This window comes from Mesorhizobium maamorense, from assembly GCF_044998965.1.
Lineage (GTDB): Bacteria > Pseudomonadota > Alphaproteobacteria > Rhizobiales > Rhizobiaceae > Mesorhizobium.
This window is the reverse complement of the sequence record NZ_CP173356.1, coordinates 4,830,001-4,844,899: the sequence shown is the minus strand read 5'-3', so window position 1 is coordinate 4,844,899 and position 14,899 is coordinate 4,830,001. Positions and strand designations below refer to the sequence as shown.

General features: G+C 64.0%; 10 protein-coding genes (1 of these 10 cut by a window edge). 8 read left to right on the top strand and 2 right to left on the bottom strand.

Annotated elements, in window-relative coordinates:
• Positions 1 to 5: 5 nt before the first annotated feature.
• The 7 genes from ptsP (at position 6) to ACIU1A_RS24155 (ending at position 10,471) form a co-directional block, all read left to right on the top strand.
• Positions 6 to 2,276: a phosphoenolpyruvate--protein phosphotransferase gene (ptsP, locus tag ACIU1A_RS24185; protein WP_140558171.1), complete on the top strand. Its 2,271-nt coding sequence runs from the start codon at positions 6 to 8 to the stop codon at positions 2,274 to 2,276.
• Positions 2,277 to 2,286: 10 nt separating this feature from the next.
• Positions 2,287 to 3,366, top strand: coding sequence for a peptide chain release factor 1 (gene prfA, locus ACIU1A_RS24180; RefSeq protein ID WP_140558173.1), 1,080 nt, complete (start codon positions 2,287 to 2,289; stop codon positions 3,364 to 3,366).
• Positions 3,359 to 4,231, top strand: a complete 873-nt coding sequence (gene prmC / locus ACIU1A_RS24175) for a peptide chain release factor N(5)-glutamine methyltransferase (protein WP_140685843.1) — start codon at positions 3,359 to 3,361, stop codon at positions 4,229 to 4,231. The genes prfA and prmC overlap by 8 nt, the downstream gene beginning before the upstream one ends.
• Positions 4,232 to 4,535: 304 nt before the next feature.
• Entirely contained in the window at positions 4,536 to 5,477 is a 942-nt protein-coding gene (locus ACIU1A_RS24170) for a DUF4167 domain-containing protein (RefSeq protein ID WP_404925450.1), read from the top strand.
• A 219-nt stretch (positions 5,478 to 5,696) separates the two neighbouring features.
• A complete protein-coding gene (clpB, locus tag ACIU1A_RS24165) occupies positions 5,697 to 8,303 on the top strand; it encodes an ATP-dependent chaperone ClpB (RefSeq protein WP_140560201.1) in 2,607 nt (868 codons plus the stop codon).
• A 61-nt stretch (positions 8,304 to 8,364) separates the two neighbouring features.
• Positions 8,365 to 8,724, top strand: coding sequence for an MmcQ/YjbR family DNA-binding protein (locus ACIU1A_RS24160; RefSeq protein WP_140500941.1), 360 nt, complete (start codon positions 8,365 to 8,367; stop codon positions 8,722 to 8,724).
• 256 nt (positions 8,725 to 8,980) lie between these two features.
• Positions 8,981 to 10,471 carry a L,D-transpeptidase family protein gene (locus ACIU1A_RS24155; RefSeq protein ID WP_404925449.1) on the top strand — a complete coding sequence of 497 codons (1,491 nt, stop codon included), beginning with the start codon at positions 8,981 to 8,983 and terminating at the stop codon, positions 10,469 to 10,471.
• Between the two features lie 113 nt (positions 10,472 to 10,584).
• Here the strand turns inward: ACIU1A_RS24155 and ACIU1A_RS24150 are convergent, their stop codons facing one another.
• The gene (locus tag ACIU1A_RS24150) at positions 10,585 to 11,217 is read right to left on the bottom strand and encodes a TMEM175 family protein (RefSeq protein WP_404925448.1); all 633 of its coding nucleotides are present in this window, start codon (positions 11,215 to 11,217) and stop codon (positions 10,585 to 10,587) included.
• 183 nt (positions 11,218 to 11,400) lie between these two features.
• Between ACIU1A_RS24150 and ACIU1A_RS24145 the strand changes: the two genes are divergently transcribed.
• The gene (locus ACIU1A_RS24145; protein ID WP_140513831.1) at positions 11,401 to 12,954 is read left to right on the top strand and encodes an MFS transporter; all 1,554 of its coding nucleotides are present in this window, start codon (positions 11,401 to 11,403) and stop codon (positions 12,952 to 12,954) included.
• Between the two features lie 17 nt (positions 12,955 to 12,971).
• Here ACIU1A_RS24145 and ACIU1A_RS24140 read toward each other — a convergent pair whose 3' ends face one another.
• On the bottom strand, positions 12,972 to 14,899 hold the 3' portion of the coding sequence (locus tag ACIU1A_RS24140) for a M23 family metallopeptidase (protein WP_404925447.1). The gene runs 43 nt beyond the window's last position; 1,928 of the gene's 1,971 nt are visible here — the last part of the coding sequence; the start codon falls outside the window, past its right edge; it ends in the stop codon at positions 12,972 to 12,974.

The window sequence follows — 14,899 nt, the reverse complement described above, 5'->3', positions numbered from 1 at the left end:
CCGCGATGCGTGACCCGGCCAGTGGCCCGCGCGTTCTGCTGAAGCGGCTCCGCGAGCTCATGCAGGAGCCGCTGGAGCCGCAGGAGCGGCTCGACCGCATCGTGCGCGACATCGCCTCCAACATGGTCGCCGAAGTGTGCTCGCTCTATGTGCTGCGCGCCGATTCCGTGCTCGAACTCTACGCCACCGAAGGCCTGAACCCCAACGCAGTGCACCTGGCGCAGCTCAGGCTGGGGCAAGGCCTGGTCGGCACGATCGCCGCCAGCGCGCGGCCGCTCAACCTGTCCAATGCGCAGGAACATCCGGCCTTCGCCTACCTGCCGGAAACCGGGGAAGAGATCTACAATTCCTTCCTCGGCGTGCCGGTGCTCAGGGCAGGGCGCACGCTGGGCGTGCTGGTGGTACAGAACAAAACCATGCGCCATTACCGCGACGATGAGGTCGAGGCGCTGGAAACCACCGCGATGGTCATCGCCGAGATGATCGCCACCGGCGATCTGGCGCGGCTGACGCGGCCCGGCCTCGAGCTCGACCTGCGCCGCCCGGTCAGCTTCACCGGCCTGTCCTTCAACGAGGGCGTTGGGCTCGGCCATGTCGTGCTGCATGAGCCGCGCATCGTCGTCACCAACCTGTTCAACGAGGACAGCGAAGAGGAAGTCCGCCGGCTCGAGGCATCGCTCGGCTCGCTCAGGCTTTCCATCGACGACATGCTCGAGCGCCGCGACGTCGCCTTCGAGGGCGAGCATCGCCAGGTGCTGGAAGCCTACCGCATGTTCGCCAACGACCGCGGCTGGGTCCGGCGGCTGGAAGAGGCGATCCGCAACGGCCTTACGGCGGAAGCTGCGGTCGAAAAGGTACAGAGCGACATGCGCGCCCGTATGCTGCATATGACCGATCCTTATCTGCGCGAGCGGATGAGCGATTTCGATGATCTCGCCAACCGGCTTCTGCGCCAGCTGATGGGACGCGGGCCTGATGATGTCGCGGCCTCGCTGCCGAAGGATGCCATCATCGTCGCCCGCTCGATGGGCGCCGCCGAACTGCTCGACTACCCCCGGGACAAATTGCGCGGACTGGTGCTCGAGGATGGCGCCGCCACCAGCCACGTCGTCATCGTCGCGCGCGCCATGGGTATTCCCGTCGCCGGGCAGATGAAGGGCGCCGTTTCCATGGCGGAAAACGGCGATGCCATCATCGTCGACGGCGAGGAAGGCGCGATCCATCTTCGTCCGCAGTCGGATCTCGAAGCCGCCTATGCCGAAAAGGTGCGGTTCCGTGCGCGCCGGCAGGAAGTCTACCGCGAACTGCGCAAGAAGCCGTCGGTGACCAAGGATGGCGTTGCGGTCGACCTTTTGATGAATGCCGGGCTTGCCGTCGACCTGCCGCAACTGGCCGAGTCGGGTGCCGCCGGGATCGGCCTGTTCCGCACCGAATTGCAGTTCATGGTCGCCTCGACCTTTCCCCGTGCCGAGGCGCAGGAGCGGCTCTACCGCGACGTGCTCGATGCCGCGCGCGGCAAGCCGGTGACCTTCCGCACCATCGACATCGGCGGCGACAAGGTGCTGCCCTATTTCAAAGGCGCCATCCAGGAAGAGAACCCGGCGCTCGGCTGGCGGGCGATCCGCCTGACGCTGGACCGTCCGGGATTGCTGCGCACCCAGATCCGCGCCCTGCTGAAAGCCTGCGGCGGGCGGGAGCTCAAGCTGATGCTGCCGATGGTCACCGAGCTCGGCGAGATCGCCCAGGCGCGCGAAATCATCGACCGCGAGGTGCGGCATCTGTCGCGCTTCGCCCATCATTTGCCGACCAGCCTCAAGCTCGGGGCAATGCTGGAGGTGCCATCCCTCCTGTTCCAGCTTGACGAGTTGATGAAGGCGGTCGACTTCGTCTCGGTCGGCTCGAACGACCTGTTCCAGTTCGTGATGGCGGTCGACCGCGGCAATACGCAGCTTTCCGACCGCTTCGACACGTTGTCGACGCCGTTCCTGCGGGTGCTCAAGACCATCGCCGATGCCGGCGCCCGCAACCACACGCCCGTCACACTCTGCGGCGAACTCGCCGGCAAGCCGATCTCGGCAATGGCGCTGGTCGGCCTCGGTTTCCGTTCTATCTCGATGTCGCCCGCTTCGATCGGTCCGGTCAAGGCGATGCTGACCGAATTGCCGCTGGAGGCGTTGAAAGCGTTCTTTGACGACAATCTGATGGCGCCGGTCCAGGGGCTGCCGATGCGGGCGCTGCTGCAGGCCTTTGCCGACGACCGCTCAATTCCGTTATAGCACCTTTACAATGATCTCCCTTCCCCGCGACCGCATGGATCAAGTCGTCAAGCGTTTCGAGATGCTCGAAGCGCAGATGTCGGCCGGCCCGGCGCCGGATGCCTATGTGAAGATGGCATCGGAATATGCCGAGCTCCAGGAGATGGTGGCCAAAGTCAGAGCCTTGCGTGCGGCCGAGCAGGAGCAGGCCGATCTCGAGGCGATGCTCGCCGACAAGGGCACCGATGCCGAGATGCGAGCGCTCGCCGAGGCCGACCTGCCAGGCGTCGATGAGCGCATTGAGGCGTTGCAGAAGGACATCCAGATCCTGCTCTTGCCCAGGGATGCGGCCGATGACAAGAACGCCATCCTGGAAATCCGCGCCGGCACCGGCGGCGACGAGGCAGCATTGTTCGCCGGCGACCTGTTTCGCATGTATGAGCGCTATGCCGCTTCGCGTGGCTGGCGGTTCGAGACGGTATCGGCCAGCGAGGGCGATGCCGGCGGCTATAAGGAAATCATCGCCACGGTTTCCGGCAAGGGGGTTTTCGCGCATCTGAAATTCGAGTCCGGCGTCCACCGGGTGCAGCGCGTGCCCGCGACCGAGGCCAGCGGACGCATTCACACCTCGGCGGCCACGGTGGCCGTGCTGCCGGAGGCGGAGGAAGTCGACATCGACATCCGGGCCGAAGACATCCGCATCGACACGATGCGCGCGTCGGGCTCGGGCGGCCAGCACGTCAACACCACCGATTCGGCGGTGCGCATCACCCATTTGCCGACCGGCATCATGGTGGTGCAGGCGGAGAAATCGCAGCACCAGAACCGGGCCAAGGCCATGCAGATCCTGCGGGCCCGGCTCTACGACCTGGAACGCAGCAAGGCCGACGAGGAGCGCTCGGAATCGCGCAAGTCTCAGGTCGGCTCCGGCGACCGCTCAGAGCGCATCCGCACCTACAATTTTCCGCAAGGCCGCGTCACCGATCATCGCATCAACCTGACGCTCTACAAGCTCGACCGGGTGATGATGGGCGAACTCGACGAAGTCATCGACGCGCTGATCGCCGACCACCAGTCGAAGCTGCTCGCCGATATCGGCCTCGATGGCTGATCCTTTGCCCCAGGCGCTGGGGCCGCTGCTGCGGGAAGCGAGAGCGCGCTTGGCGGCGGTCGATAATCCGGCGCTCGATGCAAGACTGATCGTGGAGCACTTTTCAGGTACGACTCGCACGCAGGCCATTGCCGATCCCGAACATGCGGTCGATGCCGCCGCTCTTGTCCAGATCGACCGCGCCTTGAGGCGCCGCGCGGGCGGCGAGCCCGTGCACCGCATCCTGGGCTATCGGGAGTTCTACGGGTTGCGGCTGTCGCTGTCGCCGGAAACGCTGGAGCCGCGGCCCGACACCGAAACGCTGGTCGAGGCCATACTGCCCTTTGTCAGGGCAACCGTCATGCGCGAGGGCGAGTGCCGCATCCTCGATCTGGGAACCGGCAGCGGAGCCATCGCGCTGGCGCTGCTCAGCGCCGTGCCGGCAGCGATTGCCACCGGGGTCGACTTCTCGGAAGGGGCGTTGAGGACGGCAACGCGCAATGCCGCGCAATTGGGGCTTGGCGACCGGTTCACGGCGCTGCTGTCCGACTGGTTCGAAAAAGTTTCTGGTCGATACCATGTAATTGTCGCAAACCCTCCCTATATACGATCGGAGGACATCGGAAATCTGCAGGATGAAGTCCGGGATTTCGACCCGCGCCTGGCCCTGGATGGCGGCGCGGATGGGTTGGCCCCTTACAGGGTCATCGCCGCTGAGGCGGCTAAGTTTCTAGAAGCCGGAAGCAGGATTGCGGTCGAGATCGGCTACACACAGCACATCGAGGTCACCGCTATATTTCGCTCGTCCGGCTATGCGGTCGCTGGTGCGTTCGGCGACCTCGGCGGAAACGACAGGGTTCTTGTCTTTCAACGGGGAAAGCCTTGACGCAGTGCGAAAAAAACCGCTTGGCAATGCCGGGGAATGCGGCTAGGGTCGCGTTAACCGGATGAGACGAAGCAGGCAGTGCTCTTAGCGATTCGGTTTTCCTTGGAAATAGCTGCCTTCTTGCGCAAACCACGCCCAAGCTTCGTGCGGGAATCGTCCGGCAAGTGATGTAACCGGAACAGGATGGCACGTGGCGCCAACGCAATTGATGCGGGCGAACGCCGGTGAAGAAACGAAACGGCTGGCTGCATGAGCGCCACCGTTCGTGAAGAGTTTTCGAAAATTTCAATATGAAGAGAGTCGAATGAGGCCACAACAGCAGAACAGGCGCATGCGCGGTCGCAACAACAATGGCGGCGGCGGCAACAACAACAATAACAACAACCGCAAGGGGCCAAATCCCCTGACGCGCAACTACGAGAGCAACGGCCCGGACGTGAAGATCCGTGGGTCTGCTCAGCAGATCGCTGAAAAGTACGCCACCCTTGCCCGTGATGCGCAAAGCTCCGGCGACCGGGTGATGGCGGAGAACTATCTCCAGCACGCCGAGCACTATAATCGCATCATTGCCGCCGCGCAGGCGCAGATGCCGATCCAGAACGTCCAGCAGAATCGCGACGAATTCGACGATGATGGCGATGAGGATCGCGACGAGTTCGACAATGTCGGCAACGCCGGCAACAACGTTGCGGATGCGCCGGTTCCGGTGATCAACCACGGCGCGGGTCCGCAGCCGGTTATCGAAGGCATGCCGGCCGAAGTCGCGCTGAACCGGGAAAACGGCCGCGATCGTGATAATCGCGATCGTGATAATAATGGCGGGCGCAACAGTGGCGGCCGCGACAACAATGGCGGACGCCATCGCGACCGCCGCCCCAATGGCGGCTATGGCCAGAACAGCCAGCGCGGCGATTATGGTTCGTCCGCCGAGCAGGGTGCCCAGCAGCAGCGCAACGAGACGGCCGAACAGGCCGAGGCCGTCACGTCAGCCGAATCCGCCGCGCCGGTCGAGCAGGCGGCGCCGCTGTTCGAGAACCTGTCGCCGGCCGGGCTCGCAGCCCAGGCCGAACTCAATGAGACGGCCGCGGAGACTAGTCCCAGCCGTCGTCCGAGGCGTCCGCGCCGCCCGCGCGGCAATGCCGACCAGATCACCAGCGGCAACGACAATGCCGACGCTGGCGAGGTGGTCGCGGCGCCGACGGACAATGGCAACGCCGACACCGCGGTCGCCGACATCGACAACTGAGCGGCGACGCTTCCATGCATTGAACGGCGGAGAGAAATCTCCGCCGTTTTCGTTTTGCGCGGCCGTGGAATATTATGCTTTCGCAGCCATCGAGACGTCTTGAGGGTTCGCGGGTTGCGCACCATATCAGCCTCAACTGGATCCGGCTCTCACGGGCGGGTCCGTCACCGCAAACTGATCCGGTGCCGCAAAGCGGGCCGGTGATGGAAGGAGACAGGTATGAATCTCGAGAAATACTCGGAGCGCGTGCGCGGCTTCATCCAATCCGCGCAAACCATGGCGCTCTCGCGCAACCACCAGCAATTCACCCCCGAACATATCCTGAAAGTGCTCGTCGATGACGACGAGGGTCTGGCTGCGTCGCTCATCGAGCGCGCCGGCGGCAGCGTCCGCGACGTCAAGCTCGGCATCGAGACGGCACTCGAAGCGATGCCCAAGGTGGAGGGCGGCAACGGCCAGCTCTATCTGGCACAGCCGTTGGCCAAGGTGTTTTCGACGGCCGAGGAACTGGCCAAGAAGGCCGGCGACAGCTTCGTCACGGTCGAAAGGCTGCTGACCGCGCTGGCGGTCGAGAAATCGGCCAAGACATCAGACATACTGGCCAAGGCCGGCGTTACCGCGCAGGCGCTCAACCAGGTGATCAACGATGTCCGCAAGGGCCGCACCGCCGATTCGGCGAATGCCGAACAGGGCTATGACGCGCTGAAGAAATACGCGCGCGATCTCACCGCCGATGCCCGCGCCGGCAAGCTCGATCCGGTCATCGGCCGCGACGACGAGATCCGCCGCACCATCCAGGTGCTGTCGCGCCGCACCAAGAATAATCCGGTGCTGATCGGCGAGCCGGGCGTCGGCAAGACGGCGATCGCCGAAGGCCTGGCGCTGCGCATCGTCAATGGCGACGTGCCGGAATCGCTGAAGGACAAGCAGCTGATGGCGCTCGACATGGGCGCGCTGATCGCCGGCGCCAAATATCGCGGTGAGTTCGAGGAGCGGCTGAAGGCCGTGCTTTCCGAGGTCACTGCCGCTGCTGGTGGCATCATCCTGTTCATCGACGAAATGCACACCCTGGTCGGCGCCGGCAAGGCGGACGGCGCCATGGATGCGTCCAACCTTCTGAAGCCGGCGCTGGCGCGCGGCGAACTGCACTGCGTCGGCGCCACCACGCTCGACGAATACCGCAAGCATGTGGAGAAGGATGCCGCACTCGCCCGCCGCTTCCAGCCGGTCTTCGTCGAGGAGCCGACGGTGGAGGACACGGTCTCGATCCTGCGCGGCCTGAAGGAGAAATACGAACAGCACCACAAGGTGCGCATTTCCGATTCGGCGCTGGTCGCGGCGGCGACGCTGTCCAACCGCTACATCGCCGACCGGTTCTTGCCGGACAAGGCGATCGACCTCGTCGACGAAGCCGCTTCGAGGCTTCGCATGCAGGTCGATTCCAAGCCCGAAGCGCTGGACGAGATCGACCGCCGCATCATGCAACTCAAGATCGAGCGCGAAGCGCTGAAGGTCGAGAAGGACGAGGCTTCGAAGGACAGGCTTGCCCGGCTCGAGAAGGACCTCGCCAGCCTTGAGGAGGAATCGACCGAGATGACCTCGAAATGGCAGGCAGAGAAGCAGAAGCTCGGGCTCGCCGCCGATCTCAAGAAGCAGCTTGACGAGGCGCGCAACGAACTGGCCATCGCCCAGCGCAAGGGCGAGTTCCAGCGCGCCGGCGAGCTTGCCTATGGCAAGATCCCGGAACTGGAAAAGAAGCTGAAGGAAGCCGAGGCCCAGGACGGCAAGGCTGGCATGGTCGAGGAAGTGGTCACGCCCGATCATGTCGCCCACATCGTCTCGCGCTGGACCGGAATTCCGGTCGACAAGATGCTGGAAGGCGAGCGCGACAAGCTGTTGCGCATGGAAGACGAGATCGGCAAGCGCGTCGTCGGCCAGGGCGAGGCGGTGCAAGCTGTTTCCAAGGCAGTGCGGCGCGCTCGCGCCGGCCTGCAGGATCCGAACCGGCCGATCGGCTCGTTCATGTTCCTCGGCCCGACCGGCGTTGGCAAGACCGAACTGACCAAGGCGCTGGCGAACTTCCTGTTCGACGACGAGAGCGCGATGGTGCGCATCGACATGTCGGAGTTCATGGAGAAGCATTCGGTTGCCCGATTGATCGGCGCGCCTCCCGGCTATGTCGGTTATGAGGAAGGCGGCGCGCTAACGGAAGCGGTGCGGCGCCGGCCCTATCAGGTCGTGCTGTTCGACGAGATCGAGAAAGCGCATCCCGACGTGTTCAACGTGCTCCTGCAGGTGCTCGACGACGGCCGGCTCACCGATGGGCAGGGCCGCACGGTCGACTTCCGCAACACGCTGATCATCATGACGTCGAACCTCGGCGCCGAATACCTGGTCAATCTCCGCGAGGACCAGGATGTCGACCAGGTTCGCGACGAAGTGATGAACGTCGTCAAGGCGTCGTTCCGGCCGGAGTTCCTCAACCGCGTCGACGAGGTGATCCTGTTCCATCGGCTGCGCCGGCAGGATATGGGCCGCATCGTCGAAATCCAGCTCAAGCGGCTGGAAAACCTGCTGGTCGACCGCAAGATCACGCTGTCGCTGGACCAGGAGGCGATCGACTGGCTGGCATCCAAGGGTTACGACCCTGCCTATGGCGCGCGGCCGTTAAAGCGGGTGATGCAGAAAGACTTGCAGGATCCGCTGGCTGAGAAGATCCTGCTCGGCGAGATTCTCGACGGCTCGACGGTCAAGGTGACTGCCGGCTCCGACCGGCTGAATTTCCGTTCGAAGCCGACGGTCGTCGCGACCGAAGCGGCAGCCTGATTGAACGCCGCGCGCCCAGGCCGGGCGCGCGGCTTTTCCGCGTCTTTCGGCAGGAGCACGCATGACGCTGGACGACTATAACGGCTTCTGCGCCTCGCTGCCCGCCACATCGCATGTCGTCCAGTGGGGCGGCGCCCATGTCTGGAAGGTCGGCGCCAAGGTCTTTGCCATCGGCGGCTGGAGCGAGGGTCGCGATCCTTTCATCACCTTCAAATGCTCCGACATTGCCTATGATGTGCTGAAGGAGCAGCCGGGCTTGCGGCCCGCACCCTATCTTGCCTCGCGCGGCATGAAATGGATCCAGCGCCAGACAAGCCAGAGCATGGATGATGGCGCGCTGAAGGATTACCTGCGCGAGAGCCATCGTCTTGTCGCCCTGAAGTTGACGAAGCAGGCGCGAAAGGAACTGGGACTTGCCTGAGGCTAAAGCGCGTCACGTTCGACGGATTCAGGCGACGCGCTTTAGCTCTTGGTTCTATGCATGTCGTTCGCCCCAAACCGGGCCGCTTTTGGACGATATGCATTTAGCTGATATTCGTCGAGGCGCCGGAAAACCGCCATCTTCATGCCCGGTTCATATTGGAACCTTATGGTCGGGCGGTGGTTCGCTGGCGAAGGATTCGCTACGCGCGAAAGCCGCCTGCGACGACAATTACGGACCGGAGAGTTTGCCCACCATGTTGCGGACGATCTTCACCCTTTCGGCACTTGCGGCCGGACTGGCGTTTTCAAGCGCGTTCGCCGCGCCGACTGAGGACGCTTCGCCGCGGGTCGTCCGCCCCGCTGACGGCGGCATCCTGCTGGCCCAGGACGGCAATCTCGACATCTATTACGACGCCAGGGGGAACCGCGTCATCGTCGATGCGGACACGGGCAAGGTCGTCGCCATCCAACCGCCGCAGACCAGGCTCGACCGACGCGCGCTGCGCCGCGAGACACGGCTGCGCGAACTCGGCCGCGTTCCCGCCGACGACGACCGCTACTATCTCGACGATCCGGAAGACATGGCACGCTTCCGCCGCAGGCAGATGGAAGACGAAGGCCGGGTCATCGCGCCGCCCGTCCAGGAATATGATCCCTATGGCGACAATTCCGTCGAGGCCTACCCGCCGGCCCCCGGCGGCGACGGCGTCTACGACGACAACTATCCGGGAGCGCCCCAGCCGGCAACGCCGCCCTCCATCAAGCGCCAGCCGCTGAACGAGGCCTCGATAGAGCCGGTTCAGCCCACGGCTCCCGCCGCGCAGCCGGCGCCTGCAGACGAGGCGGGATTACCGCCGAAAGCAGGCGGTAAGACTGTGGTCGACCCGTCGCTTTCGCTCGGAGCACGCCAGGATGTCGCGGCTCTGCAGGTGCTGCTTGATCGCGGCGGCGCTTCGCCTGGCGTCATCGACGGGCGCTTCGGTTCGAATGTCGACAAGGCGCTGGCTGCCTACAACCAGATCACCGGCAGCAATCTGCGATCGACCGACGCCGTCGGCATCCAGGCGGCCCTTGCACAATCGGGCGGCGATGCCTTGGCCAACTACACGATCACGCCGGAGGATGCGGCCGGTCCCTATGTTGCGTCGATCCCGGAAGATTACAGCCAGAAGGCGCAGCTCGACCGCATGGGCTATACGTCCGTCACGGAAGCGCTTGCCGAGCGCTTCCACATGGACGAGAACTATCTCAAGGCGCTCAACCCGGAGGCCAATTTCAACCGTCCCGGAACGATCATCAAGGTTGCCAATTTCGGCAGACTGGTGTCGTCGCCGGTGGCTCGCATCGTCGCCGACAAGGGCAAGAAAGAGGTCTTTGCCTATGATACGGCGGGCAAGCTGATCGCGGCCTATCCCGCCACCATCGGCTCGTCCGACACGCCGTCGCCGTCCGGTATTCATGCCGTGTCCCGTGTCGCGCTCGATCCGAACTACACTTACAACCCCAACATCAATTTCAAACAGGGCGAGAACAATAAGGTCCTGACCATTCCGCCCGGCCCGAATGGCCCTGTCGGCTCGGTGTGGATCGCGTTGGACAAGCCGACCTACGGCATCCATGGCACGCCGGATCCCTCGAAGATCGGCAAGACCGAAAGCCATGGTTGCGTGCGACTAACCAATTGGGATGCCCGCGAACTGGCCAAGCTGGTTTCGCCCGGCGTGACGGTGGAATTCGTCGACTGAGACGATGCGGCGTTCGTCGCTGGTTAGAGCGGTTCAGTGTTCGATGGACTTCCGAGCCGCTCCAGCGCTGCGCGCTTTTCCCGGGAAACCGCCACGTTTTTCGTGGAATTGCTCTACCCGATTATCCTGCGCAACAATTTCGCACTCGGTGTCGCGGCATAAATCAGCTGCACCATGAGAATGAAGCCGACGCTGAGCAGCGGGGTGACCAGACAGAGCAGGGCGCCGACCGCCCACAGAAGCTGCGCCTTGACGATGCGAAGGTAGACCGTGCGTTTCGTTTCGAGGTCGACGTCATCCGCCAGAAAGCCATTTTTCTCCGCATAGCGCCAGCTGGCGATCAGGGTGACGCCGAGCATCAGCAGATTGAGCCAATAGATGGCGACCGCGGTTCTGAATTCGAGGAAGTCGGCCAGAAGATCGGTCGAGAACGGCAGCAGGGCGATAAAGGCGAGAAAACACAAATTGAGCGTTGCCAGCCGCCTGTCGGATCTGGTGATCAACCCATGCTGCGCCTGCTGGCCGAACCAGAAGATGGTCAGCGTCAGGAAGGAAAGCGCATAGGTCAGGAAGCGCGGCGCCAAGGCCAGAACAGCGTCGATGAGATCGCCTTCGGAATGGATCGCCTCGTGCGTCGGCACACGAATCTCCAGAACGATCAGGGTCAGCGCGATGGCGAAGACGCCGTCGGTCAGGCCAACAACGCGGTGGAGCCCGGACTGGGATGGTTCGAGCGGTCGCTTCATCGATTTTCTCCCCAGTCTGATCGGCTCCCGTCCGATGCCGCGTGAAAGCTTAGCATGCCGGCGCTTGTTTGCACCTTCGTGGGCCGGCACCTGCCCATGCGGCCAGGTGGCTGCGCAGCTGGTTTCAACGACCGGGACCGCTGGCTGGTTGTTGTAGGCGCGCCGCGGGTTTATGCAGGTTGCATGCATTCACCGAGCAAAGCCGCTGCCGTCCCGCCGCCGACCGCCAACGGTACATTCTGCCCGCAGTCGCAGCGGCGCTATGTGCTGATCGCCGCGATCCTGGCTTCAGCGCTTGGTTTCATCGACGGTTCGATCCTTGCCATCGCCACGCCGGCAATCCGCGTCGATCTCGGCGCCAGCCTGGCGCAAGCGCAGTGGATATCCAATGCCTATGCGCTGACGCTTTCGGCGCTCATCCTTGCCGGCGGTGCTGCGGGCGACCGCTTCGGCCTGCGCCGCGCCTTCGTCGCCGGCATCGCGCTGTTCATCGCCGCTTCATTGGCCTGCGCGCTGGCGCCCAATCCGGCGGTGCTGATCGCGTTTCGCGCAATCCAGGGCGTCGGCGCGGCGATCATGGTGCCGGGCAGCCTTGCCATCATTGCCAAGGCCTATCCGAAAAAGGAGCGCGGCCGCGCAATCGGCATCTGGGCCGCCGCTTCGGCGCTGACCACGGCACTCGGTCCGGTGCTGGGCGGTTTCGTGCTGTCGACCCTCGGCAATGGAATCTGGCGTGCGATATTTGCCATCAACCTGCCGCTTGGGCTGGTTTCGATCTACCTGCTGCTCGCCAAGATCCCGGCGGATCGGCCGACCGAAAAGCGCAGCCTCGATCTTGGCGGCGCGGCGCTGGCGACACTGGCCTTCGGGTTGCTGGCCTACGGGCTGACGGCGATGAACGCGGAGGCTGCCGGATTCATGTCGGGTTCGGCAATCGTTGCCGGCGTGGTCCTGCTTTTCGTCTTCATTTTCTACGAGCGCCGGCAGCGCGAGCCGATGATCGATCTCAATCTGTTTCGCATCGGCGCCTTCGCCGGCGCCAATCTCGCGACCTTCTTCCTCTATTTCGCGCTGTCGGCCAATCTTTTCTACCTGCCCATGCTTTTGATCGCCGGCTGGGGGCTGAGCACGGCCGAGGTCGGCTTCATCTTCCTGCCGCTGTCTGCATTGATCGCACTGCTGTCTGGGCCTGTCGGCCAGTGGTCCGACCGGATCGGACCGCGTTTTCCGATCGCCAGCGGCAGTCTGGTGGTTGCCTTCGCCTTCGCCGGGCTTGGCTTGTTGACGCATGCCGGTATCCACAATTTCTGGACCGGAACATTTCCGCTGATGGCGCTGATGGGGTTCGGCATGGCGCTGGTGGTGTCGCCGCTGTCGACCGCGATCATGACGGCGGTGGAAGACAAGGATACGGGCGCGGCCTCCGGTATCAACAATGCCGTCTCGCGCATAGGCGGCCTGATTGCGGTTGCGGCTATGGGGTCGCTTGCCGCCTGGGTCTACGCGAAGGCCCTGGATGGCAGCGCCTTGCCCGGCGTGCCGGGGTTCGGTGAACCGGCGACGACCGGACTGGCCCCGGCTGTCGACGCCGCACGGCTTGCCGCCAGCGACGCCGCATTCTCGGCTGTTTCCTTTGTAACGGCGCTGCTTTGCCTGCTTTCGGCTGTCATCGCCTGGATGACGATTTCAGGCGAATCATTGCCATGGCGCCGGCCCGCCGAAAACCCTCGCGACTGACGGGTGGATCGAAGGAACTATCCTTCGATCTTGGCGCTCGCGACCTTCAGCGAATCACTGTCTTCCTGCTTCAGCAGGTCGTCGATGCGCTCGCGTTCACGCTTGAAGGCAACAAGGTCCTCGCCCTTCAACACCTTGCCGACCGGCAGGCGGACGCGCATCGGATCGACCTTGGTGCCATTGACGATCAGCTCGTAGTGAAGATGCGGGCCGGTGGCGAGGCCGGTCTGGCCGAGATAGCCGATGGTCTGGCCTTGGCGGACGTGAACGCCCGGTTCGATGCCTTTGGCAAAAGCGCTCTGGTGATTGTAGGAGGTCTCATAGCCGTTGGCATGGCGAATGATGATCTGCTTGCCATAGCCGCCGGCCCAGCCGACCTTCTCGATGACGCCATTGCCCGCGGCGATGATCGGCGTGCCGATGGGGGCTGCCCAGTCGACGCCGGTATGCATGCGGACATAGCCGAGGATCGGGTGCCTGCGCGCGCCAAAGCCGGAGCGGAACTTTCCGGCCGGCAACGGATTGCGCAGCAGGAACTGCTGGGCGCTCGAGCCGTCCTCGTCGAAATAATCCGTGCTGCCGTCCTGCATCTGGAAGCGGTAGAAATTGCGCGTCTGCCCGCCGAAGGTCGCCGAGACGTAAAGCAGTTCGGAATTGTCCGAGGTCTGGTCGTCGCCGTCGGGCTGCGAGAACAGCACTTCGAGACGGTCGGCCGGATTGAGGCGGGACTGGAAGTCGACATCGGAAGCCAACAGCTTGATGAGCCGCTGCGTCATGGCCTTGGACATGCCGTAGGAATAGGCGGCGCGGTAGATGCCGTCATAGACGTTGGGCAGGTTGCCGCGCACCACCACTGGCGCCGACGAATCATCGAACGCCGTGAGCAACTCCGGATTGGGCTCCGGTTCCTGCGCCGGCACATACTGGCCGCGATCGTCGAGCGCGATGGTGACGATATGCTGGGTCCGATCGTAGACGCTGGTGCGCACGACCTTGGCGGCGTCGCCACGGACCTCGAGACCAACACGCAGCACGGTTCCAGCCTTGAGCGCCGGGGCGTTCAAGAGCTTGGTGATCGCCTCGGCCATGCCGGCGGCGTCCTCGCCCGTATAGCCCGAATCTGCGAAGGCTTCCGTGATGGCGAGATCCTTGGTGAAAGGGATGATTTCCTCGGCGAAGGCCGGTGCCTGGTCATCGGCGTTGGCACGTGGCGCGACCGAAACGTTCTCCGGCACGATCCTGACGTCGTAGGAGCCGGCCATGCTCTCGGCAAAGGCCTCGCCAAATCGCTGCGGGTCGACATAGTGGAGCGAAGCGACCTGGACGGCGCCGTCGCTGAGATCGGTGCCGGCCTCGCGCACTACCTTTTCCACCTCATCGGCGGAAAGGTCGCTCTTTTCATCGAAGGAAGCTGTTTCAATGGGGAAGTCGACGGTCTTCAGGCTCATTTCGCTTTCGACCTTGGTGCCGTAGATCTGGCCCGGCGTAGCGGCGGCCGTCGCCGGTTGCGCCGATGCGTCGTCACCGTCGTCGCCGAACACCTGCATCGGATCGAAGGGCGGGTAGGGCCGGTTGGTGGTATGGCCGGCCGCCAGCGCCATCTTGATCTGCACGAAAGGCATGGTGTGGATGACATCGCGGTCGCCGACCTTGGTGACCATCGACACTTCCATGCGTCGACGGTCCTTGGCCTTGGCGATCTGGCGCGGCGCCACCAGCCTGGTGGTCTTGGCCATCTCGCCCGAATCGCCATTGCCGGCAAGGCCGATCAGTTCGGCGATCTCGGGTGGCGTCGCCAGTTGCTGGCGCCCGTCGAGGGCGGCGAACAGCGCCACGCCCATCAGCACGCTTGAGGTCACGCCGGTCAAGAATGTCCCCGACAGCCAGCGCGCGGAAACCTCGCGCCGGTCGGGTGGGCCACTGCGGCCGTCCGCGATAAGCGGCG